This window comes from Promicromonospora sukumoe 327MFSha3.1 (genome assembly GCF_000385135.1).
GTDB lineage: Bacteria > Actinomycetota > Actinomycetes > Actinomycetales > Cellulomonadaceae > Promicromonospora > Promicromonospora sukumoe_B.
Window position 1 is genome coordinate 1,120,202 of sequence record NZ_ARQM01000011.1, and the last position, 21,900, is coordinate 1,142,101.

The window sequence follows — 21,900 nt, forward strand, 5'->3', positions numbered from 1 at the left end:
ACCGACACAAGCCCTCCTTACACCGCCCCTAGACTGAACCTGTGAGTGTCACGAGCCCTGAGCGCCCTGCCCGGACCCAGACGAAGCGCGTCCTGCTGGCTGCACCCCGTGGTTATTGCGCCGGTGTGGACCGTGCGGTGGTCGCCGTCGAGAAGGCACTGGAGACCTACGGCGCACCCGTGTACGTGCGCAAGGAGATCGTCCACAACAAGCACGTGGTGGAGACGCTGCGCGAGCGCGGCGCCATCTTCGTCAACGAGACCGACGAGGTGCCCGAGGGCAGCCGGCTCGTGTTCTCCGCGCACGGTGTGTCGCCCGCCGTGCGCGCCTCGGCCGTGGCGCGGAGCCTCGACACGATCGACGCGACCTGCCCCCTGGTCACCAAGGTGCACAAGGAGGCCGTGCGGTTCTCCAAGGACGACTACGACATCCTGCTGATCGGGCACACCGGTCACGAGGAGGTCGAGGGCACCGCCGGCGAGGCGCCCGAGCACGTGCAGATCGTCAACTCGCCCGACGAGGTGGACCAGGTCGTGGTGCGCGACCCCGACAAGGTCGTGTGGATCTCGCAGACCACGCTCTCGGTCGACGAGACCATGGAGACCGTCCGCCGGCTGCGCGAGAAGTTCCCGTCCCTGCAGGACCCGCCCAGCGACGACATCTGCTACGCCACGCAGAACCGCCAGGTCGCGGTGAAGAAGCTGGCGCCCGAGTGCGACCTGGTCATCGTGGTCGGCTCGGCGAACTCGTCCAACTCGGTGCGGCTGGTCGAGGTCGCGCTGCAGGCCGGCGCCAAGGCGTCCTACCGCGTGGACCGCAAGGTCGAGATCAAGGACGAGTGGCTGGAGGGCGTGACCACGGTCGGCGTCACCTCCGGTGCCTCCGTGCCCGAGATCCTGGTCCAGGACGTCATCGCGCACCTCGCCGACCACGGCTTCGGCACTGTCGACGAGGTGCGGACGGCGACCGAGGACCTCATGTTCTCGCTGCCGCGCGAGCTGCGCGCCGGCCTCAAGGCCGCGGGCGAGGAGCCCAAGCGCCCCCGCCGCGAGTCCCGCAAGGAGCTCCCGCAGGCCTGAGTGCGGGTGGTCGGTAGAACGTCAGGAGGTCGGTAACTCGAGTTACCGACCTCCTGACGTTCTACCGACCACCCGTGTCTGGCCGCGCTCAGCCCGCCGCGCTGTCCTTGGACCCGTTCTTGGCCGCCGCGTCCTCGACCGCCTCCAGGGCGCGCTTGTCGGTGACCGCCAGCTCGGTGACCTCGAGCGCCTGCACCAGGATGCCCTCGGCCTCCTGCTCCTGGGCCCGGTCGATCGCGACGACGCCGCCCTCCTCGGCGGCGAGCAGCTCGGGCTTCGTGATGGGCCGCGGCACCTCCTCGATGCCCCGGACCTCGTCGATGCCGTCCTTCTCGTCGACCACGTCGAGCTCGACCATGCGCCGGGCCGACGTGAGCACGTTGCGCTCCAGCGAACCGATCATCTGGTTGTAGCTCTTCGTCGCCGACTCCAGCGCACGGCCCGTCCGGGTGACGTGGCCGGTCATCGTGACCAGGCGGGCGTACAGCTCCTTGCCGACGCTGAGCACCTTCTGCGCGTTCTCGGCCAGGGCCTCCTGCCGCCAGGCGTAGGCCACGGTGCGCAGCAGGGCGAGCATCGTGGTGGGCGTGGCGATGATGACGTTCTTCTGCGCCGCGTACTCCAGCAGCTCCGGGGCGCGCTCCAGGGACGCCGACAGGAACGCCTCCGCGGGCACGAACATCACCACGAACTCGGGCGCCGGCTCGAACTGGTTCCAGTACTTCTTGCCCGCCAGGTCGTCCACGTGCTTGCGCATGTGCCGCACGTGCGCGTCGAGCCGCTGCTCGCGGTACGCGGCGTCGTCGGACTGCTGGGCCTCCAGGAAGCCGAGGAACGCGACCTTGGCGTCCACGACGACGCGCTTGCCGCCGGCGAGGTTGATGACCATGTCCGGGCGGAGGGTGCCGTCCTCCGTGGTGACCTGCGCCTGCTCGGTGAAGTCGACGCGGTTGATCATGCCCGCGGACTCCACCACCTTGCGGAGCTGCAGCTCGCCCCAGGCACCGCGGGTCTGCGACGAGCGCAGCGCCGTGACCAGGTCGGCCGTGCCGTTGCGCAGCTCGGCCGAGACCTCGGCGACGTTGCGCATCTGCTCGACCAGCGCGCCCTGCCCCTCGATCCGGGCCTTCTCCGCCTGCAGCACCTCGCCGCGCACGAGCTCGACCGCCTTGGTCAGCGGGTCCACCAGCGACTTCACGGCCTGCTCGCGCTGGGCCAGGGCTTGCTCGCCGGCCGACGCCGACCGCTTGAGCCGCTCCTCCGCGAGCTCCAGGAACCGCTTGCTGTTGGCGTCCAGCGCGTCGCCGGCGAGCGCCTGGAACTGCCGCCGCGCGTGCTCCTGCTCGGTGCGGGCGGCCGCGATCTGCTCGGCGGCGCGCTCGCGGGCGTCGGCGATCTGCTCGTCCGCGCGGTCCCGCGCGGCCTCGACCTGGCGCTCGGCGGCCTCGACCTGCGCGCGCAGCCGCACGGCCTCGAGGTCCGCCTCGCGCACGGCGGACGTGCTGCGCTGGGCGTGCCCGAGCCACCCCAGCAGCGCGCCCACGACGAGGGCGCCGAGGGCCAGCAGAATCGTTGCGGCGATGTCCATGTGCGACAGGCTGCCACGAGTCACCGACACTCCCGTACGCCGACACCCCGCGCGTTCCCAATCGTCCCCGTATGCGGCGGCGACCGGTCCGACGTCGTCCCTGGTGGTGCCCGCCGAGGCGTCGTCCGTCGCGAGACGGACCGGCTATCACCCGCACTCATCCTCGCGTCGGATCCGGTGTGTCGGACCTCCCGGTTAGGTTGGGTGCCATGACGACCCCAGTCGACTCCAGCCCGCCGGGGAGCGCGGGCCCGCAGGGCGCCCCGGAGCCGCCCCCGTACGACCCCTCGGCGGCGCTCAGCGTGCGCGGCCTGTGGAAGCGGTTCGGGCAGAAGATCGCCGTCTCCGGCGTCAGCCTGGACGTGCCCGCCGGCTCGTTCTACGGCCTGGTCGGCCCCAACGGCGCGGGCAAGACCACCATGCTGTCGATGGCCACCGGCCTGCTGCGGCCCGACTTCGGCACGGCCTGGGTCCACGGCGTGGACCTCTGGGCGCGTCCGGACGAGGCCAAGGCCACGCTCGGCGTGCTGCCCGACGGCGTGCGCCTGTTCGACCGCCTGACCGGGCGCCAGCTCCTCACGTACGCGGGGATGCTGCGCGGGATGGACAAGGACACGGTCGTCGAGCGCACGGGCGACCTGCTCCAGGCGCTCGACCTGAGCGCCGACGCCGACACGTTCGTCGTCGACTACTCCGCGGGCATGACCAAGAAGATCGCGCTGGGCAGCGCCATGATCCACGCGCCCCGCACCCTGGTCCTGGACGAGCCGTTCGAGGCCGTCGACCCGGTCAGCGCAGCCAACATCCGCGACATCCTCAAGGACTACGTGGCCGGCGGAGGCACGGTGATCGTCTCCAGCCACGTCATGGACCTCGTGCAGCGCATGTGCGACCACGTCGCGGTCCTGGCGGGCGGCAAGGTGCTGGCCGCGGGCACGGTCGACGAGGTGCGCGGCGAGCAGAGCCTGGAGGACCGGTTCGTCGACCTCGTCGGCGGCCGCCAGCACGCGGAAGGGCTCTCATGGTTGCGCGGTTCCTGACCCTCAAGCTGACGCTGATGGGCAACACGTTCCGCAAGAGCGTGTGGCAGACGATCGGCATGATCGTCGCCGCCGTGTACGCCCTGAGCATCGTCGGCCTGCTGGTCGTCGCCGTGGTGGGGCTCGGCGTGTTCGAGGACCCGGCCTGGGCGGGCCTGGCGATCACGCTCGGCGGAGCGCTCACCGTCCTCGGGTGGTGGCTCATCCCGATCTTCGCCTTCGGTGTCGACGCCACCCTCGACCCGCACCGCTTCTCGACCTTCGCCATCCCCCGCCGCACCCTCGTGGCCGGGCTCGCCGTGGCCGGCCTGGTCTCGGTGCCCGGCATCGCGACCGTCCTGACCGCCCTCGGCACGTCCTTCGCCTGGGTGCTGGAGCCGGGCACGCTCCTGGTGGCGCTCGTCGGCGCGGCGCTCGGGGTCGCGACCTGCGTGGTCGGGTCCCGCGCGATCACCACGCTGCTCGCGCCCGTGCTGGAGTCCCGGCGCTACCGCGAGGTCGTCACGCTCGTCGCGCTGGTGCTGGTGGTGTCGATCGGCCCGCTGATCGGCTGGCTCGCCAACGGCGTCGAGGTCTCGATCGAGGCCAACCCCGGCGAGAGCACCGGCATGCAGCTCCTGCCCGTCTTCGAGCAGGCGGCCGGCCTCGTGGGCTGGACGCCGTTCGGCGCGGCCTGGGCGCTCGCGAGCACCGCGCACGACGGCGACTGGGCCGGCCTGGTCGGCCGGCTCGCCGTCGCGCTGGGCACCATCGCGCTGGCTTGGCTGGTCTGGGACCGCGCGCTGGCCCGTGCACTGGAGCGCCCGCCCGTCGGGGACAGCGGCGGTGGCCGGGCCAAGGGGCTGGGAGCGTTCGGCCGTGTGCCGTTCTCGCCCACCTGGGCCGTGGCCGCCCGGACCGCGACCTACTGGCTGCGGGACCCGCGCTACTCCGGCTCGCTCGCCATCGTGCCGCTGCTGCCCGTGATCATGTACTTCTCCAGCCAGAGCACCGGCAACTACTTCCTGCTCCTGGCCACGGGCCCGTTCGTGGCCTGGATCCTCGGCTTCAGCATCTCCAACGACATCGCCTACGACAACACGGCGTTCGCCCTGCATGTCGCGTCCGGCGTCGACGGCAAGGCGGACCGCTGGGGCCGGGCCATCCCGATGCTCACGGTGGGTCCGCTGGTCAGCGCCGCCACGGTCATCGCGTCGGTGTGGGTGGCCGACTCCTGGCACCTCGCGCTCCCGCTGCTCGGGCTCGCGTTCGGGTTCCTGCTTGTAAGCACGGGGGTGTCGAGCGCGGCCTCGGCCCGGCTCGTCTACCCGGTGGCCAAGCCGGGGGAGAGCCCGCTCAAGTCCCCGCAGGGCGCGGCGATGGCCACGATGGTCTCGCAGGGCATCGGCTTCCTCATCACGGCGGGGCTGTCGGTGCCGGTGCTGGGCGTGGGCATCGCGGCCCTGATCCTGGGCGGGGTTCTGTGGGGCACGGCCACCCTCGTGGTCGGCGTCCTGTACGGCGCGCTGATCCTGGTCCTCGCGGTCCGGTTCGGCGCCCGCCTGTTCGACCGGCGGCTGCCCGAGCTGCTCCAGCAGGTGCAGTCGTTCCCGTAGGCCGGCCGGGTGTCAGTGGCTCGGCGTAGCGTCGCCCGCATGAACCACGTCACAGGGCGCGTCGACCGGATGGGCCCCGCGAACCTCCGCGGGGCCCAGGTCCACGACGCCGACATGACCGGCGCCTCGTTCCGCGAGGTCGTCCTGAACGGTGTGCGGATGCGCGGGGTGGAGCTGGCCGGTGCCGACATCGACGGCTACATCTACGGTCTGCGCGTCAACGGCGTCGATGTGGAGCCGCTGGTCGAGGCCGAGCTGAACCGGCGGTACCCGGAGCGCGCGCTGCTCCAGGACCGGTCGATCGGTGGCCTCCGCACGGCGCTGGACGCTTTCGAGGCCATGTGGGAGGGCACCGTCGAGCGGGTGGCGTCGATGCCGCCGGGCACGGTGGACGTCTCGGTCGACGACGAGTGGTCGTTCGCCCGGACCCTGCGCCACCTGGTGTTCTGTACCGACGGCTGGCTGCGCTGGGGTGCGCAGGGCCGGCGCGACGACGTCTTCTGGCCCGCCGGCGTGCCGCACACCGCGTTCGACGGCGGAGCACCGGCGCTCGGGATCGAGCTCGCCGCGGCGCCGTCGTACGACGAGGTGCTCGAGGTCCGCCGCGGGCGGTTGCGCGAGGTGCGGGAGTACCTGGCCACCGTCACGCCCGAGCAGGCCGGGAGCCCGGCCGAGCCGCCGCCCTGGATGGACCAGTCCGAGGCGTTCATCGCGGCCCAGTGCGTGGGGGTGGTGCTCTCCGAGGAGTGGGAGCACCACCGGTTCGCGACCAGGGACCTGGACCTGATCGACGCGGGCGCCGCCGCGTCCACGTAAACTTGCGCGACGTGGCTCTCACTATCGGCATCGTCGGCCTGCCCAACGTCGGCAAGTCCACCCTCTTCAACGCTCTGACCCGCAACCAGGTGCTCGCGGCGAACTACCCGTTCGCCACGATCGAGCCCAACGTGGGTGTGGTCTCGCTGCCCGACGAGCGGCTCGACAAGCTGGCCGAGATCTTCGAGAGCCAGCGCACCCTGCCGGCCACGGTCTCGTTCGTGGACATCGCCGGCATCGTCAAGGGCGCGTCCGAGGGCGAGGGCCTGGGCAACAAGTTCCTCGCGAACATCCGCGAGGCCGACGCGATCTGCCAGGTCACGCGCGCCTTCGACGACCCCGACGTGGTGCGGGTCGACGGCTCGCTCGACGCCCCCGGCGACATCGAGACCATCTCCACCGAGCTCATCCTGGCCGACCTCCAGACCCTCGAGAAGGCACTGCCGAGGATGGAGAAGGAGGTCAAGATCAAGCGTGGCGACCCCGTCCTGTACGCGGCCGCCAAGAAGGCGCAGGAGATCCTCGACAGCGGTGTGACCCTGTACCAGGGCGCCGCGGACGCCGGCCTGGACCTCGCCGAGATCGCCAGCCTGCAGCTCATGACGGCCAAGCCGTTCATCTACGTCTTCAACACCGACGACGCCGGCCTGGCCGACACCGCCTCGCAGGAGGCGCTGCGCAAGGTCGTCGCGCCCGCGCAGGCGATCTTCCTGGACGCCAAGTTCGAGTCCGAGCTCGTCGAGCTGGAGCCCGACGAGGCCGCCGAGATGCTGGCGGAGACCGGCCAGGAGGAGTCCGGCCTGGACCAGCTCGCGCGTGTCGGCTTCGACACCCTCGGCCTGCAGACCTACCTCACCGCCGGCCCCAAGGAGTCGCGCGCCTGGACCATCCACCGGGGCTGGACGGCCCCGCAGGCCGCCGGCGTGATCCACACCGACTTCGAGCGCGGCTTCATCAAGGCCGAGGTCATCTCGTTCGACGACCTGGTCGAGACCGGCTCCGTGGCCGCGGCGAAGGCGGCGGGCAAGGCCCGCATCGAGGGCAAGGACTACGTGATGCAGGACGGCGACGTGGTGGAGTTCCGCTTCAACGTCTGAGCATCACCCGGGTTTTGGCCTGGTCTCCTGACCAGGCCAAATGCCGGTTGACCTGCGGTAACGCCTCTGAGCCCTCGGGACAGTGGTGGACAGAAATGGCCTTCAGGGGCCACCCATTCCCCCATGGTTCCCCCATGGGATCCGGGGTGTTTCCGCAGGTGAGTGCTCACGTTTGAGGGTGTGCCAGGTGTGCCGTTCCCCCACAGGGAGCGGGTGGGACACCTGACGGGTGGAGAGGACCACCCATGGCAGCCACACCCGGCAAGCGAGTCTTTGGAGAGCTGGAGAAGCGCAGGAGCGCCACGACCGGCAAGGTGACCGGCTGGCGTGCGCGCTATACCGGCCCGGACCTGGAGCGGCATCCCAGGACGTTCGGCGACAAGATGGCCGCCGAGTCGTGGCTCAATGCCGAGCGCATCCTGATCGACCGAGGCGAGTGGAAGCCCCCGAAGGTGCGCGAGCTGGAGGCGCGCCTGGCCGAGCAGCGGTCGGTGACGCTCCGCGAGTGGGCGTACCGGTCGATCGAGGGCAAGACCCTGCGACCGGGCACCTTGTACCGGTACAAGACAGCGCTGGAGAAGCGGATTCTTCCCGTGCTGGGTGACATCCCGTTGAAGGACCTCACCCGCCTGGACGTGGCCACCTGGTACACGAAGCTGCGCGTTGTGCTGGCCGAGGAAGCGCGCGGCAGGAAGTGGCACGGCAAGGAGAAGTCCGACGGACGCGGCGCCGCCTTCTCCGCCTATCAGGTGCTCTCGTCGATCCTGAACGACGCCGTGGACCACGAGCTGCTGAATGCCTCGCCGGCGAAGGTCAAGGGTGCGCTGCGGTACAAAGCCGTGCACGAACCGATCGTCGTCACGACCGACCAGATGTGGCGGATGACGGAGCTGATGCCGGACTACCTCCAGGCCATCGTGCCGCTGGCCGTGACCACGGGTCTGCGCAACGGGGAGCTGCGTGCGCTCAAGCGCCGGCACCTGGACCTTGATGACCCGTCGCGTGCAACGGTCACCGTGCGCGGCACGGCGGCCGATCATCGGGAGCGAGGCAAGTTCACGGAGATCGGTGAGCCGAAGACGGATGCGTCCTACCGAGAGATCGCGATCCCGTCCTTCGTGGTCCCCATGCTCCGGGAGCACCTGGAGAAGTTCTCCGAACCAGGAGCGGACGGCATCGTGTTCCGGGCGGCGCGCGGGGGAGTGATGCACCGCCAGATCATCCAGCGCAAGTGGACCGTCGTCCGGAATGCCGTCGGGCTGGACGAGCTGCACTTCCACGACCTGCGGCACACTGCGCTGACGTGGGCCGCTCGCTCCGGCGCGACACTGGCAGAGCTGATGGCGATTGCCGGGCACAGCAACTCGACCGTCGTGCTGCACTACCAGCACCTCGGGGACGAGGAACGGCGGCACACGATTGCCGAGAAGCTCGGGGCCGCGTTCAAGGACGATCTGGCCGAACGCCGGGCACTACGGACCCCGCAAGCCGACACCAAGACCGGGACACAGGCTTCGGGCTGAGTGTGGCGCACCGGGCCAGAGCGGGCGCGCGGAGCACGGTGCACACCTGTGAGGTCAGAGGGTTCGCCGCACACGGGAGGTTCGATATGGCAACGCATCGTCCAGCGCGAGAAAGCAGCACGGCTTCGGTTCAGCCGGCGCTGCGACAGGTTGGGACGAGCGCAACACGGCTTGTCTCGCTCCGTGACGCCGCTGAAGTGTTCGGCGTGTCCGTCAAGACGATCCGCCGTCGGATCGCCGACGGAACGGTGACCGGCTATCGGATCGGCTCGCTGATCCGTGTGGACCTGGACGAGCTCCGGGCGGCGCTGGTGGTGAGGATCCACTCGGCGCACTGATGTGTGCGGGATTGGCGCTGGAGCGTTTGAGCAGGTCGTACGGTCCCGCCAAATTGGCGGGACCGTACTTGTCCGGTTTGTTTCTCGGCGGTCGGTCGAGGACGAAGGGGCCTGGGGCATCTGCCCAGGTCGTATGGTTCTGCCAATTTGGCAGAACCATTGTTGTCCGGTTTGTTCTCCAGGTATCGGGCGGGCCAGTGGCGCGTCGGTGATTCGGTGGAACCCCAGGTCACGCGGTGGTGCCAAATTGGCACCACCGTGGATGTCCGGATTAGCCCGGAGGCTGGCGACAGCCCAGCTATGACCGCGCAGCACGTCGGAGCGAACGGGCAGGTCGCGCGGTGGTGGCAATTTGCCACCACCGCGCATGTCCGAGTTAGGCCCCTTGCATCTGCGTCTGCCTGCCCCATGATCGCGATTGTGCACGCCACCTGTACCTGTCGAGGTACTCGTTCACGTCCCCCATGCGGCCATAACGGGTGCGTTCCTGATGGGGGACATGGCGGCGAGCAGGGTGAACGCATGTCCCCCAAATCGTGGGCATGACCCCGCAGCTTGGCCAGCGGACTCCAGCCGTCGGCCCCCAGCATGCTGTCTGCACGCGGATACACATTCATGCGTCGAGGATGACGAACGAGCGCGCGCTCTGCGCACACCAAGATGCCCGCACACCAAGGTGTGCGCACGTATCAGTGCAGGTCAGCTGCGCGCACCAATTCGCGGCGACCCTCAAGCTCCAGGACCGCGGCATCTAGGCCTATCGAAAGGTGCGCTGGTCGGATAGGTAGCTCACCGACGTGGGTATCGGATGATGGGCCAGTCATCTCCAGCCGGGTATTGGATGCTGTCTCGGCGGACGTACGCCGTGCGAACTCGCGGACGTCCCACTGCGACGTAGCCCTTGTATGGGGGGATCCAGAACACAGGGCTTTGCCAGCTGGCACGGCCGTACAGCGAATCGAGAGTCCCGACGATCCAGCCACGCAACCATGCATCGTTCAGTCCGAACAACTTCAGTGCGTCGTCGAAGGTGTCTGGCCCGTCTACGTCGCGCGGCGTGGCGGTGGCAACCGAGGCTGCGGTGGAGTCCATCGCAACATCGTCGCGACTTGCGCGGGGCCCGTCACGGAATCACGAGGGCGAACTCGTGCTGATCGCCCTGTCTCAGGGCACCTAGATCAATCACGTCCCGCCACAGGCCAGCTGATGGTTAGCGTGCCGTGCGGGCGCGACAGGACCGTCACCGAGGGCGCGACGTGGTTTCGCTCGGTACCGATCGGCCACCACTGGAAGAGCGGTTCGGTGCCCCGGTGGTGGGCTCCGTGGTGGGCGATCTGGTCCGCGAGCCGCCTGGTGAGGCGGGCCGCGTCGGGGCCTTTGCCGATCGCTCCGACCTCGAGCGTGGTCTCCGAGGCCGGACGGCGATGCAGCGCCGCGAACGATGCCCCATCGACCAGTGCTGGGTAGAACGACATGTCGGAGCCGCGGTCGGTCGCGTCGTCGGCCTCCATCGCGCACGCGTCCGGCTGGATAAGGAGGTAGGTGAGCAGGTCGAGCCAGATGGTGCGGTTCTTGTAGATCACCCCGGACCAGGCCTCCACCGCGCCAGTCGCCAGGACCTCGTCCGACACGGCGAACGACTCGGGGACCTTGGTGCCGGGGAACCTGAACGTGACCGGCTTGCCTGACGGGCCCGTCAGCTCGGCGGTCGCGGGGTTGAACAGCCCCGCACCCTGCAGCGGCACGAATCCGCCCGGCACGGTCGACTCCGAGACGAGCCGCCCGTCTTTCTTGCGGAAGCCGATGATGCGCTGGAGCCCCGGGGCGACCTGGAAGGGGACGACCAGGATCCCGTCGGGTGCGAGCTGCTCGACCCACGTCTCGGGCAGAGACCAGGGCGAGACGGTGACCATGATCCGGTCGAACACACCATGGCCGAGCGGTTCGGCCGCGTCGGCGGTGACGACCTCGACACGGTCGCCCAGGCCGAGCTGTGGGAGTCCGGTGCGTGTGCGGGCAGTGACCCCTTCGTCGATGTCGACGCTCACGACCTGGCCGGTGGGACCGACGAGGTGGGCGAGCATTGCCGCGTTCGGGCCGCCGGACCCGATCTCCAGCACGCGCTGGCCGTCCTCGATCTGGGCCTGTGCCAGGTTGCCCGCATGCATCGTTGGTGCGGACAGCGAGGACAGGGCCTTGCCGTCGTCGGCGAACCGCGTCCGCAGGGCGTCGTCGGTCGCATACGACATCTCGGCCGGAGTGCCGGCGGGTGCGAATACCTCGCGTGGTACTGCACGGAACGCTGCCTCGATCCGCGGGTCCGAGAGCACTCCCGACTCGATCAGCTCCGCGATCATCCGCTCACGCAAGTCTTCGGGACTCGACGTCGGGTCGGTCTCGATTCCGGTCTGCGCATCGGTCTGTGTCATGCACTCCCCCTGTAAGTTGACTGCTTCGGTTGATCGATTCCGAACAGCTGGCGGACCGACGATGCTCCGTCGAGTGCGATCTCGGTACGTAGGCAGGCTGAGCGGCCGTCCAACAGCTCTCGGTTCATGCGCTCAGAGCGGCCCGAGAAGCACCCGTCATAGGTGGGGTCGCTGGGTACCGAGGACGGCGGCTTCGACGAGTCGTGGCCCGCTGTACTCCTCCGGGATGGCGTCCATGATGACTTCGTCGGCGGGCTGGCCGAGCCAGGAGCCGGTACGGCGTCGGGTGCCGACGGTGCGGAAGCCGGCCTTCTCGTAGGCGCGGACGGCAGCGGTGTTGTTCGCGAGTACTTCGAGGTAGACGCAGCGCAGCGCGGTGACGTGGAAGGCCCAGTCCAGGGCCATCGTGGTCGCTGTGGTGCCGGTGCCGTGCCCGCGGTGGTCGGGTTGGCCGATGTAGATGAAGAACTCGGCGGTGCGGTAGCGGTCGTCGATGAGCAGGGACGTCATCCCGACCGGCGCCCAGGTGTCGTCGTGGTGGCGGTAGATGGTGAACCGGGTTTGGTCGGCGCTGCCTTCGAGCTGGGCGTCGAGGCCGGCGGTGCGTTCGGTGAGGGATTCCGGGGTCTGGCGGGCGTAGCCGGCCATCACCGGTAGCGAGTTCTCCCAGCGCCAGTAGGTCTCGACGAGGTCGGCGCGGAGCGGGCCGAGGCCGACGTCGTCGTGGGTTAGCCACAGGTCGGGGGTGATCGTCTCGATGGTGGGCTCCAGGAAGTCGGTTGGTCCGTGCTCGGCCTCGTCGCGTTCAGATGGACAGGAGTTGGGCCCAGGCATCCGCGTTGGGCTCCGCCCGTGTGATGTGCCTTCCACGCAGGAAGTGATCGGCTGCGGTGGCCTGCCGGTCCAAGTCGAAGTCCTGCTCCGGGAAGTGTTCGAAGAACCAACCTCCAACCTCGGTCCAGGAGTACAGGCTCCATGGCTCAGGGGAGACGGGGGAGGGGAATCCTCCTGGGCCGCGCTTCCCGGTCGCCAGCAGGCGCGCAGACTCGCGGCTGCGTCCTGTGCGGGTGGCGATCTCCTTGATCGAGATCAGGTCGTCGGTCTGCAGTCCCACGACGAGCACGCCGAATGCTTCGATCTGCTGCACGGCCGAGGTGACTGCAGTCGCGAAGTCCGCCGCATCGATGACCACGTGCGCCAGCGAGACCGGTCCGCCGCCTTCCAGGCCCGTCACGGACGGCACGTTGGCCGCGATGGCCTCGGTCTGGACGTCGTCCGGATCGCGTTCCAGAACTAGAGAGAACTCGAATTCGGTCATCACACGTGCTTCCTGTGCTGTTCGACGAACTTGCGGATCAGCCGCGCGCCGTTCTCGGGGTTGCGGCCGGTGGAGAACACCTTGACGTGTGCTCCGCACGAGCATTCGATATGACCCCAGGTGTGGCCGCTCAGCTCGCGCACGGTGAAGCCGGCTCGTCGTGCCTCGTCGACTGCTTTACGGACTTCCTTGTGCATGGCGATCATCCCCGGACTGTTGGCAGTGTGCAACACGCTGACGGCCTGGCTTCTCTGATCGAGAGGACTGGTCAGGCGTAGGTCAGTGGGAGTTCGAATTCGGCCGGCCCGGACCGAGGCACGGGTGCGGTCGTGCGCCAGTGGGCACGTCGTCGTCCCTCCTCGCCACGGGGATAGGTGAGACCGGCTTCGCGAGCGGCGCGCTCGACGTCGCGCATGGTGGAGGCTCTGCCAGCAGGGACCGGTGCCTGCCGAACCCATCGGCCTTCACGGAGCGTGTGGACCTCACATCCGGCGAGGTCGGGACTGGAACCGTGCCAGACCCGGACCACGAGGGGGCCCGGCTCACGTTCTGCGGCGGCGTGGACGGCCGCGGCGAGCTGTGCGCCCAGCGGTGACAAGCCAGGCCGGCGCGCCAGCGCTGGGACCAGCGACAGGAGGATCGGGACTGCGCCGTTCGCGGCGATGGCCCCGGTGGTCTCTCTGGCCGCTTCGCGCACGGACTCTGGTGCGTGTCCCATGGCGACGCCGCGGGCCGCCCAGCCCAGCATGGCGATGTCGTTGACGCCGTCGCCGACTGCAACGGTGTGCTCGGGTGCGACTCCGAGCAGGTAGCGGATCTGTTCCAGCGCTGTGGCTTTGCTTGTTCCGGGCGCCGTGACATCGAGCCAGCTGTGGCCCGCTGGTGTCACGGTTAGCCCGAGGTGACGGAGCGCATCTTCGTGGTCCGTGGCCTGGTTGGCGTGGAGCGCAACCCGCGAAGCCTGCCCTGCCAGGAGATCTTCGAGCGGCGTCAGTTTCTGTGGTCCGTTGAGCAGTCCAGGTCCGAACTCGTGGTTTACCCGCCAGCCCCAGCCAACCTCCTCGACTGCGACATCTATGCCAGGCAACAGGCGGTTCGCCTGGCGGATGACTGATCCCAAGCTGAAGGTGCGGGCTTCCACCACGTCGTATCCCGACGATGCTCTTCGGTCTAGACGCACCGTCAGAGCTCCGTTGGAACAGACCGCCCAGCCCTCTGTGAGGCCCAACCTCCGGGCAGCAGCGAGCAGACCGACGAGCGACCTTCCGGTCGCCAGCACAACGTGATGTCCGCTGGCGCGTACCAGCTCCAACGCCTGGACCGTCTCGGACGGCACCTTGTCGTCCCGGCCGATCAGCGTGCCGTCGATGTCGAGCGCGATCAGATGCGTTGCAGTTCTTGCCGGTGGTGTTTCCATTCGGACCTCCCAGGTGCGTTTGCTCTGGAAAGATCCTGAGGCCGTTTTCAGGTCGGTACTAGCGGCTTTCCCGTTGCCGCACAAGGTCGTCTCGAATGTCCTCGAGAAATGGCTTCAAGGCCTCGCCAGACAGGGCGTGCTCGGCGAACCCATCGAACTTTGCGACGTAGAGGGCGACGTCTCGGGGGTCGGTCACCACGACCTTCGCGTGCACGGTCTCGACGCTCACGGAGCGGTCGTCGCGGACCACGAAGGCGTGGTTGGGGATGTCCCGCTGAGCGCCAGCCAGCGGCACGACCCGCAGGTCGATGTTTGGCAGCCGGGTCAGAGAAATCAGCCGGTCCAGCTGTCCGGCCATGACCGGCGTCGGAACGATTAACCACCGCAGGACCGGTTCGGTGATGACGAAGCGCAGCGTCTTGTCCTCGTTGTAGAGGACTTCCTGGCGCTCGAGCCGTGCGCTCATGGTGCGCCGCACTGTCTCGTCGGTGAGGTCGTCGTGCCGAGACAGGATCGCCCGCATGTACTCCGGCGTCTGTAGCAGACCTGGCACGAGCGCGGGCTGGAACACCCGCAGCAGATCCATGTCGGCCTCGACGGCCTGCAGCTGCTTCTGCGCTTCGTGCAGACCGGCACGCTGGATCAGGCGCCAAGCCGTTGCCTCGGTGGCCACCGCACGAGCGGCCTCCATGTACTCGGCCTTGACCGCGTCGGAAACACCGATGGAGGTCAGGATCCGGTCGACGTCGTCCGCGCTGGGGGAGAGCTTGCCCGTCTCGATCTTGCTCAGCTTGCTCGCGGACATGACAGAACTGCGGGCCACGGTCTTGGCCTCTGTACCAGAGGCCTGCCGTAGAGCCCGCAGCGCTGCGCCCAGCTCGGAACGGTTCACTCGCCGTACTTCGCCCACCAGTCTGCGAACGGCACCGCGTGAGCCAAAGCCGTCTCCCGGTAGCCGACATACTCCGGGCCGCGGTCATCTGGCAGAACATCGGCCCCGGTGAACTTGCCCTCGCTGTAGTTGAACCGGGCCGGCGTGGTCGAGTCGAAGAGCCAGAAGTCCCCGACGTGGTCAGGTAGCGGTGTGGGCTGCTCGGTCACGTCGAGGATGAAGAACTCTTCGCCCGCCGTGGCGTTGGTGGCATAGCCCCAGCCAAGTTCGAAGCGCAGGTAGGGCGTCAGGGGCCGGCGAAGCACATGGACGCGGTACATGCGTCGTCCCGCGCCGGTGTGGGTGCGCACCTCGTCGAGCCAGTCCAGGTTGTAGTCGGCGGGCTTGTCCTGGCCGTCGAGGAACAGCTGGTAGGCGTCGACGTTGCCCGACCGGCTGTAGTCGTCGAGAGTCTCCAGCCGGAAGGCTTCGCGCTGAAACTGGTCGAACAGGTCTCCCAGGGTCTTAGGCGCCAAGCCGGTCACCGAACGCCTTCCGGACCAGGTCCAGGGGGATCTCCACCAGGGTCTCGTGCGCGGGGATCGTCAGGCCATGATCGGTCGGGGTCTCACCCTGCACCAGGATTGTGCCTCGGTCAGTCTCGTAGATCGTCGGGCAGTCGTTCTTGTCGCACGTGCTCGCGAGCGTTGTCACCTTCATGGCGGTTCCCCCTTGGCTGGCCTGCTGTCGCGTTCGATTCTTCGGTGTGTGTGGCGGCTGGGCAAGGGGATCGAGTTTCCACAACGGGAAAGCGCGGCCGTGGGTCGGAAGTTCTCACGATTCCAGGGGTAGGCAGGCCATTCCCATGCCCGAAGCCGTCGGGTGAGCCGTGAGCCGAGCGACCTGCTTGAGGCCGGTAGTCCTCGCCGCGTAGCACCAGGTCCCAGAGGCCGCCATCCCCGTACCGGGGAATGGCGGCCTCTTTCGCATGCCCGGGGAGGTCCAGCCCTCTCGGTGCGGGGACCCCGCCGCCGCGCCCACAGCGGCAGCGACACAGGTGACGAACAGCGACGGCGGCATACGAGCAGGCGGTGACGGACACGCGCGACTGGCGACGGGATGCGACGCACGCGGCTGTGTGACGCGGGCAGGCGAGCAGCAGGACTGCGGGTCCCGCGGACCGCCACGACGAAGGCCACACACCTCTTGCACAAGCCGTGAGCGGGGGTCGCCGAGGGCGACCCGGAACAGCCAGAGGAGCCCAGGAGAGGGGGGTGGGGGGACATGATGACGGTCCACGCGCTGAGTGCCGGCAGCGGGTACACGTATCTGACCCAGCAGGTTGCGTCCGGGGACGTGCCGCGGGGTCGTGGGGTGTCGTTGACGGATTACTACATGCAGCACGGCAACCCGCCTGGCCGGTGGGTCGGTACCGGTCTGGACCAGCTCGGTGTGTCGGGGCAGGTGCTGGAGAAGCAGATGAAGTCCCTGTTCGGTCAGGGCCGCCACCCCGACGCCGACCGCCTGGAGGTCGAAGCCCGGGCGCGCGGCTTGTCGAAGCGGGACGCGGTCCGGGTGGGTGCGTTGGGGCGGGCGTTCCCGGAGTTCAAAGCCAAGGCCGACGACGGCTACACGGCCGCGTTGGAGGCAGCGTTTGCGCGGTTCGCCCGCGAGAATGATCGTCCGCCGGAGGCGGGGGTCGAGCGGGACCTGATCCGGTGGAACGTCGCACGGAACCTGGCGCAGCAGGAGCACATCGACAAGGGCCGTCCCGGCGAGGTCTCGGACGCTGATGTGACGCGGTGGATGGCCAAGCGGGGTCAGCAGCCCCGCAAGGCCGTCGCGGGATACGACCTGGTGTTCACGCCGTCGAAGTCGATCAGTGTGCTGTGGGGGCTCAGCGATGCGGCGACCCGGGAGGCGATCACCAAGGCGCACACCCAGGCCTGGCAGGACACGCTCGCGTGGATCGAGTCCGAGGCTGCGTTGACCCGGGGTGGTGCGGGTGGTGTGCGGCAGATCGACACCCACGGCCTGACCGCGGTCGCGTTCGACCACCTCGACTCGAGGGCAGGGGACCCGAACCTGCACACGCATGTCGCGGTCTCCACGAAGGTGCTGGGGGTCGATGGGATCTGGCGGGCGCTGGATGGCCGGGTGCTGTATTCGCTGGGTGCGGCTGCGTCGGAGCGGTACAACACCCGTATCGAGCAGCTCCTGGTTGAGGACCTCGGGGTGGCGTTCCATACCGAGTCCCGGGGTCGGGGCAAGCAGGGTGTGCGGGAGGTCGTCGGCATCCCCAAGCAGCTTCGGGACGCGTTCTCGCGACGGCGCGCGGTGATCGTGGAGTCCTACGAGAATCTCCGGGCGGAGTATCGCGCGAAGTACGGGCATGAGCCGGCGACAAAGACCGCGTACGGGCTGACGCAGCAAGCCAACCTCGACACCCGGCAGGGCAAAGGGACCCCGGTTGGGCTACGGCACCGGCTACCCCAGTGGGCACAGATAGCAGCCGAGGTCTTGGGCGGCCCGGACGTCGTGGCGGGGATGCTCGCGCGTGCACTGAACCCTCGCCTGGACACCGGACAGGTGACGGTCGACGAGCTGAAGGACTTATGGCCCGCGGTCGCCCAGGACCTCGCCGGTCGAGGGGTGGCCCGGTGGGCAGGTGCAGACGTGGCTGAGGCGGTCGGGCGTCTTGCGGTGGCGTGGCCGAGGGCGCAGGTCTTCCGACCGCTGCGGTGGAAGACACCGGCCAGCCGCCATGCTGTGCTGGCTGACCTTGCGGCGCAGGTCCTGGCCCAGGGCGATCTGGTCGACGCCTGCCTGACGAACGTGGCGGGCAAGCGGGCGACGTGGACGACCTATCACCTGCAGGCCGAGGGAACTCGTCTGGCCCGGGAGCACGCCCCTGCGGGGACTGACCTGCTCGCCCTGGCTGCGACGATCGCTGGGCATGCGGAAGCCGGCAGTCTCGTGATCACGCCCCCGGATCTGAATGAGCCGCCGGACCTGATGCGCCGCAAGGACGGCGAGTCGGTCTACTTCGTGCACGGCTCCACCAAGTACACCTCCCTCGCGGTCCTGGAGGCCGAGGATCAGCTCTTGACCGCCGCCCGTATCCCCGGTGGCCTGGTCATCGACCCGGACGCGGTGGACGCAGCGATCGAGCAGCTCCGGACCGACAAGGGCCATGCCCTGCACAGCGGGCAGCGGGACCTGGTTGCTCACTTCGCGACCAGCACGGTGCTGGCCGCGGGGATCGGCCCGGCCGGGACCGGCAAGACCACCGCCATGCGGGCCTTCGCGGCGGCGGTCCAGGACTCGGGGGGCAAGCTGATCGCCCTGGCGCCGTCGGCCGCAGCCGCCGAGGTCCTGGGTGCCGACCTGGGTGACGGGATCACGGCCGAGACCCTGGACATGTTCATCCTGGCCAGCCGCGGCAAGGGCGGGCAACGACTGCGTGAACGTCTCGCGGTGGAGGCGGGGACGGTGGTGCTGGTCGATGAGGCAAGTCTTGCCGGCACGCTCGCCCTGGCCGAGGTTCTAGCTATCACCCAGCAGGCCGGGGGCAGCTTCCGGCTGCTCGGTGACCCGGCCCAGCTCGGCGCCGTTGCCGCCAGCGGCGCGCTGCGGCTGATCGCGCAGCAGGCAAGTGCCGTCGAGCTGACGCAGATCCACCGCTTCCGCACGGACAGAGAAGCCGACGCTTCCCTCCAGCTCCGCGACGGTGACCACCGTGGTCTCGACTTCTACGTGACTCACAAGCGCACCCAGGGCGGGAGCGCGGCGGCGATGGCGGAGGAGATGTTCGCCAACTGGCAGACCGACTCCGACCACGGGCGCAAGACGATCATGATCGCCGCGACCAACACACTCGTCACCGAGCTGTCCGCCCGCGCCCGCCTGCACCGCGTGACCCGCGGCGAAGTCGAGGACGACGGCGTCATGCTGCATGACGAGAACCGGGCCGGGGTCGGGGACGTGATCGTGACCCGGCTGAACAACCGTCACCTGAATGCCAAGCACGACGACGGGCACATCGACTGGGGCCGGGACTGGGTCAAGAACGGCGACCTCTGGCGGGTGACCGCCCGCGGCAGCGACGGTGCCCTGCAGGCCCGGCACCTGGAGACCGCGGCGACGGTCGTCCTGCCGGCGGACTACGTCGCGGACCATGTCGAGCTCGGGTACGCGGCGACGATCCACCGGGTCCAGGGCATGACGGTCGACACCTCCCACGCGATGGTCGGGGTCGGCATGACTCGCAACGAGCTGTACACCGCGATCACCCGCGGCGCGCTCTCGAACCGGGTGTACGTCGAGACCGACGACGTCCTGGACCTGGATCCGCACCGCCAGCCCGACCCGGAACGCGCCGTGCTGAACGCGCTCAAGAACGTGCTGGACCGGGACGGCGAAGAGCAGTCCGCGTCGACTGTGATCGAGGAGGCGTGGGACTATGCGCACTCCCTGGCCAAGCTGGTCCCGGAGTACGAGGACGCCTACTTCGCCTTCCTCGAGCCGGACCGGATCGGTCGTCTGGCCGAGGCTGTCCGGTCGGTGATGCCTGAGCGGATGGCGAACCTGGTGCTCGCGGACGAGGTGTGGCTGGTGTTGGCCAAGCGGTTGTCTATGCACGAGGCTGCCGGCACGGACCCCGCCACGGTGGTTCGGCGCGCGGCGGGGATTGGGTTCGGGGACGCGCGGTCGGTCGCGAAGGTCCTGCATCACCGCATCGGCCTGCCCCGGCCCCGCGATGTGGACGTTCGGGGGCTTCCTGCCTGGGTCACAACCGCGCCCGACACCACGGACAAGCTGCTCTGGACTGACGGCGCGACCTACGGGACAGCCATCGACGTCGACACGTTCGATGGGCCGGCCGGGGTCACGTCGCAGCACAAGGCTGGGGCACCGCAAGCACTAGGCCCCGAGGCTATGGCTGGATCGGATGTCCCTGCGGCTGTGGGGCACGAGCCGGCCAGGGGTGGTGACGCTCAGGAGCTCGCCGGCGACGTCGGGGAGGGGCGAGACCTGATCGTCGAGCTCACTGGGCATGCCTGGGCCTGGTGGACTCGGCAGAAGCCCACCCAGTCCTGGGCGACCCGGTACATGACCAGCCGAGGCCTGACCGACGCCGAGTGGGGCGTCGCCCCCGGCAGGTGGACCGCGCTGACCGACCACCTCCAGACCCTGGGGTACACGCCCGACCAGCTCGTCACCGCCGGAGTCGCGACCAGGACCCGGGTTGGGTGGGTCATCGACAAGTTCCGCAACCGGATCGTGTTCCCCTACCGGAACCAGGCCGGGGCCGTCGTCGGCGTCACCGGGCGCATCAACCCCGCTGAGGCAGACACAGGTGATGGGCGTGCGCCGAAGTATCTGAACAGCCCCGAGACGGCGGCGTACCGCAAGGGTGAGCTCGTCTACGGCCTGAACCCCGACGCCATCACACGGCTGGCTGCGGGGGGACGCGCGGTCCTGGTAGAGGGGCCGACCGACCACGCCGCTCTGCACCTGGCTGCTGCTCGTCTCGCGGAGCAGACCGGGGTCCAGATCGTGCCGGTCGCCGCTGGCGGCACCGGCGTGACGGCCCAGCACCTGCAGGCGCTGCGGGATGCGTCCGGCAGGGACTTGAGTGACCTGATCGTCGCCCTGGACCCCGACACCGCAGGCCGCACCGCCGCTGCCCGGGTCTGGTCCCTGCTCACTCCCGACGAGGCCGCCCAGGCCCGGGCGCTCGACCTGGCGACCGACCCCGCTCAGACAGCCATGGACGACCCCGAAGCCCTCGCAGCTGCCCTGACCGAGCCGATCCCGCTGACGTGGTTCGCGATGGCACCCAACCTGCAGACCATCTGGGACCTGGACCATTTCGAACGCCAGATCCCGCAGCTGCGGGCCCTGGTCGACCACCTCTACGACCGGGTCGAGCTGGACCAGTGGTGGCACCTGATCGAGCACGTCGCCCAGACCATCGGCCACACGCCCGGCGCCCAGAACCACCACCAGCTCGACGTCGGTGCGGTGCGCAAGGTCATGACCGACCACCTCGCCGACCGCATCACCAACCAGGCTCGGACCGACGCGGCCACCAGCATCGAACGCACGGACGAGACCGGCGCGGTACCGGGCCCGCTGGACCGGCCAGTGACCGATCCACTGGTGCAAGCCTGGCTAACCCGGCATGCCGACCTGATCGCTGCGCGTTTGGACGCCCTGGTCGAGGACGCAACGTCGAACCCGGAGCTGTGGATGGAGAGAATCACACCGCCACCGGCGGATGGCCCAGCGCGGCAAACCTGGTTCGCGGGGATGCGGCAGGTGCTCGCCTACCGAGACCGCTACCAGGTCACCGATCCGATCGAGCCCCTGGGCCCTGGTGGGCAAGAAGGTGAACGCGGCGACGCGTACGTGGTCGCTGCTCGAGCGCTGGAGAGCATCACTATTGACACCGGGGAGGCTCGTTGGACGCCAGCCGCATCCCGGCCTGTCCCACGGCCCATGGATCGCGTCCCGGTCGTGCTGTCCGAGGCCCGAGTCCATGCCAAACGTGTGCGGTCGAAGGCCGACGAGCGTGCCGGCCACGACCGGCCCGAGCCGGATCGCGATCATTCCAGCGGCCTCGGCTGGTGACGAACGGTTCACACCGCGGGTGACTCCATGCGTGGGCGTCATCGGCAACAGGCCGGCAGTTGTGATTGATCTGAGCTTGGCGCACTGGTTGACGGCCGGACGATCCGAGCGGGAGGTCGGATGGGCCTTGGCTAGCGCGTCTTCACCCTGGAT

General features: G+C 69.1%; 17 protein-coding genes. 8 read left to right on the forward strand and 9 right to left on the reverse strand.

The features are described 5' to 3' along the window. Positions 1–41 precede the first annotated feature (41 nt). A complete protein-coding gene (locus H291_RS0118775; protein WP_026365906.1) occupies positions 42–1,079 on the forward strand; it encodes a 4-hydroxy-3-methylbut-2-enyl diphosphate reductase in 1,038 nt (345 codons plus the stop codon). A gap of 88 nt (positions 1,080–1,167) precedes the next feature. Here H291_RS0118775 and rmuC read toward each other — a convergent pair whose 3' ends face one another. Next, the gene (gene rmuC / locus H291_RS0118780; protein WP_020016557.1) at positions 1,168–2,667 is read right to left on the reverse strand and encodes a DNA recombination protein RmuC; all 1,500 of its coding nucleotides are present in this window, start codon (positions 2,665–2,667) and stop codon (positions 1,168–1,170) included. Positions 2,668–2,876: 209 nt separating this feature from the next. On the opposite strand from rmuC, the gene H291_RS0118785 reads away from it, so the two are divergent. From H291_RS0118785 to H291_RS34810, 6 genes are all read left to right on the forward strand, one after another. Further along, positions 2,877–3,707, forward strand: coding sequence for an ABC transporter ATP-binding protein (locus H291_RS0118785; RefSeq protein ID WP_020016558.1), 831 nt, complete (start codon positions 2,877–2,879; stop codon positions 3,705–3,707). Beyond that, entirely contained in the window at positions 3,689–5,302 is a 1,614-nt protein-coding gene (locus H291_RS0118790) for a hypothetical protein (protein ID WP_020016559.1), read from the forward strand. Before H291_RS0118785 ends, H291_RS0118790 begins: the two co-directional genes overlap by 19 nt. 39 nt (positions 5,303–5,341) lie before the next feature. Beyond that, a complete protein-coding gene (locus H291_RS0118795) occupies positions 5,342–6,118 on the forward strand; it encodes a DinB family protein (protein WP_020016560.1) in 777 nt (258 codons plus the stop codon). 11 nt (positions 6,119–6,129) lie between these two features. Continuing rightward, the gene (gene ychF / locus H291_RS0118800) at positions 6,130–7,215 is read left to right on the forward strand and encodes a redox-regulated ATPase YchF (RefSeq protein ID WP_020016561.1); all 1,086 of its coding nucleotides are present in this window, start codon (positions 6,130–6,132) and stop codon (positions 7,213–7,215) included. A gap of 245 nt (positions 7,216–7,460) precedes the next feature. Continuing rightward, positions 7,461–8,738 (forward strand): site-specific integrase, encoded by a 1,278-nt coding sequence (locus H291_RS0118805; RefSeq protein ID WP_084468216.1) that lies wholly within the window; start codon positions 7,461–7,463, stop codon positions 8,736–8,738. Between the two features lie 86 nt (positions 8,739–8,824). Beyond that, a complete protein-coding gene (locus H291_RS34810; protein WP_157237143.1) occupies positions 8,825–9,076 on the forward strand; it encodes a helix-turn-helix domain-containing protein in 252 nt (83 codons plus the stop codon). Positions 9,077–10,254: 1,178 nt separating this feature from the next. Here H291_RS34810 and fxlM read toward each other — a convergent pair. The 8 genes from fxlM to H291_RS0118850 all read right to left on the reverse strand — a co-directional run bounded on the left by fxlM (position 10,255) and on the right by H291_RS0118850 (position 15,831). Next, a complete protein-coding gene (fxlM, locus tag H291_RS30775; RefSeq protein WP_084468218.1) occupies positions 10,255–11,505 on the reverse strand; it encodes a methyltransferase, FxLD system in 1,251 nt (416 codons plus the stop codon). A gap of 156 nt (positions 11,506–11,661) precedes the next feature. Continuing rightward, the gene (locus H291_RS0118820; RefSeq protein WP_020016565.1) at positions 11,662–12,339 is read right to left on the reverse strand and encodes a GNAT family N-acetyltransferase; all 678 of its coding nucleotides are present in this window, start codon (positions 12,337–12,339) and stop codon (positions 11,662–11,664) included. After that, the gene (locus H291_RS32745; RefSeq protein WP_157237144.1) at positions 12,311–12,823 is read right to left on the reverse strand and encodes a hypothetical protein; all 513 of its coding nucleotides are present in this window, start codon (positions 12,821–12,823) and stop codon (positions 12,311–12,313) included. The genes H291_RS0118820 and H291_RS32745 overlap by 29 nt, the downstream gene beginning before the upstream one ends. Further along, positions 12,823–13,029 carry a hypothetical protein gene (locus tag H291_RS33850; RefSeq protein WP_157237145.1) on the reverse strand — a complete coding sequence of 69 codons (207 nt, stop codon included), beginning with the start codon at positions 13,027–13,029 and terminating at the stop codon, positions 12,823–12,825. The genes H291_RS32745 and H291_RS33850 overlap by 1 nt, the downstream gene beginning before the upstream one ends. Before the next feature lie 62 nt (positions 13,030–13,091). Further along, the gene (locus H291_RS33435; protein WP_084468220.1) at positions 13,092–14,240 is read right to left on the reverse strand and encodes an HAD family hydrolase; all 1,149 of its coding nucleotides are present in this window, start codon (positions 14,238–14,240) and stop codon (positions 13,092–13,094) included. Positions 14,241–14,298: 58 nt separating this feature from the next. Beyond that, positions 14,299–15,150, reverse strand: a complete 852-nt coding sequence (locus tag H291_RS0118840) for a helix-turn-helix domain-containing protein (RefSeq protein WP_332257017.1) — start codon at positions 15,148–15,150, stop codon at positions 14,299–14,301. After that, positions 15,129–15,656 (reverse strand): DUF6879 family protein, encoded by a 528-nt coding sequence (locus H291_RS0118845; RefSeq protein WP_020016570.1) that lies wholly within the window; start codon positions 15,654–15,656, stop codon positions 15,129–15,131. Before H291_RS0118845 ends, H291_RS0118840 begins: the two co-directional genes overlap by 22 nt. Next, the gene (locus H291_RS0118850) at positions 15,637–15,831 is read right to left on the reverse strand and encodes a hypothetical protein (protein ID WP_020016571.1); all 195 of its coding nucleotides are present in this window, start codon (positions 15,829–15,831) and stop codon (positions 15,637–15,639) included. The genes H291_RS0118845 and H291_RS0118850 overlap by 20 nt, the downstream gene beginning before the upstream one ends. Positions 15,832–16,395: 564 nt before the next feature. Here H291_RS0118850 and mobF point away from each other — a divergent pair. Next, the gene (gene mobF / locus H291_RS0118855) at positions 16,396–21,747 is read left to right on the forward strand and encodes a MobF family relaxase (protein ID WP_020016572.1); all 5,352 of its coding nucleotides are present in this window, start codon (positions 16,396–16,398) and stop codon (positions 21,745–21,747) included. Positions 21,748–21,900: the final 153 nt, after the last annotated feature.

What these genes read in the sequence shown, in the direction of transcription:
- H291_RS32745 (WP_157237144.1), bottom strand. Translation starts at nt 12,823, where the DNA reads ATGACCGAATTCGAGTTCTCTCTAGTTCTGGAACGCGATCCGGACGAC.
- H291_RS0118805 (WP_084468216.1), top strand. Translation starts at nt 7,461, where the DNA reads ATGGCAGCCACACCCGGCAAGCGAGTCTTTGGAGAGCTGGAGAAGCGC.
- H291_RS0118850 (WP_020016571.1), bottom strand. Translation starts at nt 15,831, where the DNA reads ATGAAGGTGACAACGCTCGCGAGCACGTGCGACAAGAACGACTGCCCG.
- rmuC (WP_020016557.1), bottom strand. Translation starts at nt 2,667, where the DNA reads ATGGACATCGCCGCAACGATTCTGCTGGCCCTCGGCGCCCTCGTCGTG.
- H291_RS33850 (WP_157237145.1), bottom strand. Translation starts at nt 13,029, where the DNA reads ATGATCGCCATGCACAAGGAAGTCCGTAAAGCAGTCGACGAGGCACGA.
- mobF (WP_020016572.1), top strand. Translation starts at nt 16,396, where the DNA reads ATGATGACGGTCCACGCGCTGAGTGCCGGCAGCGGGTACACGTATCTG.
- H291_RS0118795 (WP_020016560.1), top strand. Translation starts at nt 5,342, where the DNA reads ATGAACCACGTCACAGGGCGCGTCGACCGGATGGGCCCCGCGAACCTC.
- H291_RS0118785 (WP_020016558.1), top strand. Translation starts at nt 2,877, where the DNA reads ATGACGACCCCAGTCGACTCCAGCCCGCCGGGGAGCGCGGGCCCGCAG.
- H291_RS33435 (WP_084468220.1), bottom strand. Translation starts at nt 14,240, where the DNA reads ATGGAAACACCACCGGCAAGAACTGCAACGCATCTGATCGCGCTCGAC.
- H291_RS0118790 (WP_020016559.1), top strand. Translation starts at nt 3,689, where the DNA reads ATGGTTGCGCGGTTCCTGACCCTCAAGCTGACGCTGATGGGCAACACG.
- fxlM (WP_084468218.1), bottom strand. Translation starts at nt 11,505, where the DNA reads ATGACACAGACCGATGCGCAGACCGGAATCGAGACCGACCCGACGTCG.
- H291_RS34810 (WP_157237143.1), top strand. Translation starts at nt 8,825, where the DNA reads ATGGCAACGCATCGTCCAGCGCGAGAAAGCAGCACGGCTTCGGTTCAG.
- H291_RS0118820 (WP_020016565.1), bottom strand. Translation starts at nt 12,339, where the DNA reads ATGCCTGGGCCCAACTCCTGTCCATCTGAACGCGACGAGGCCGAGCAC.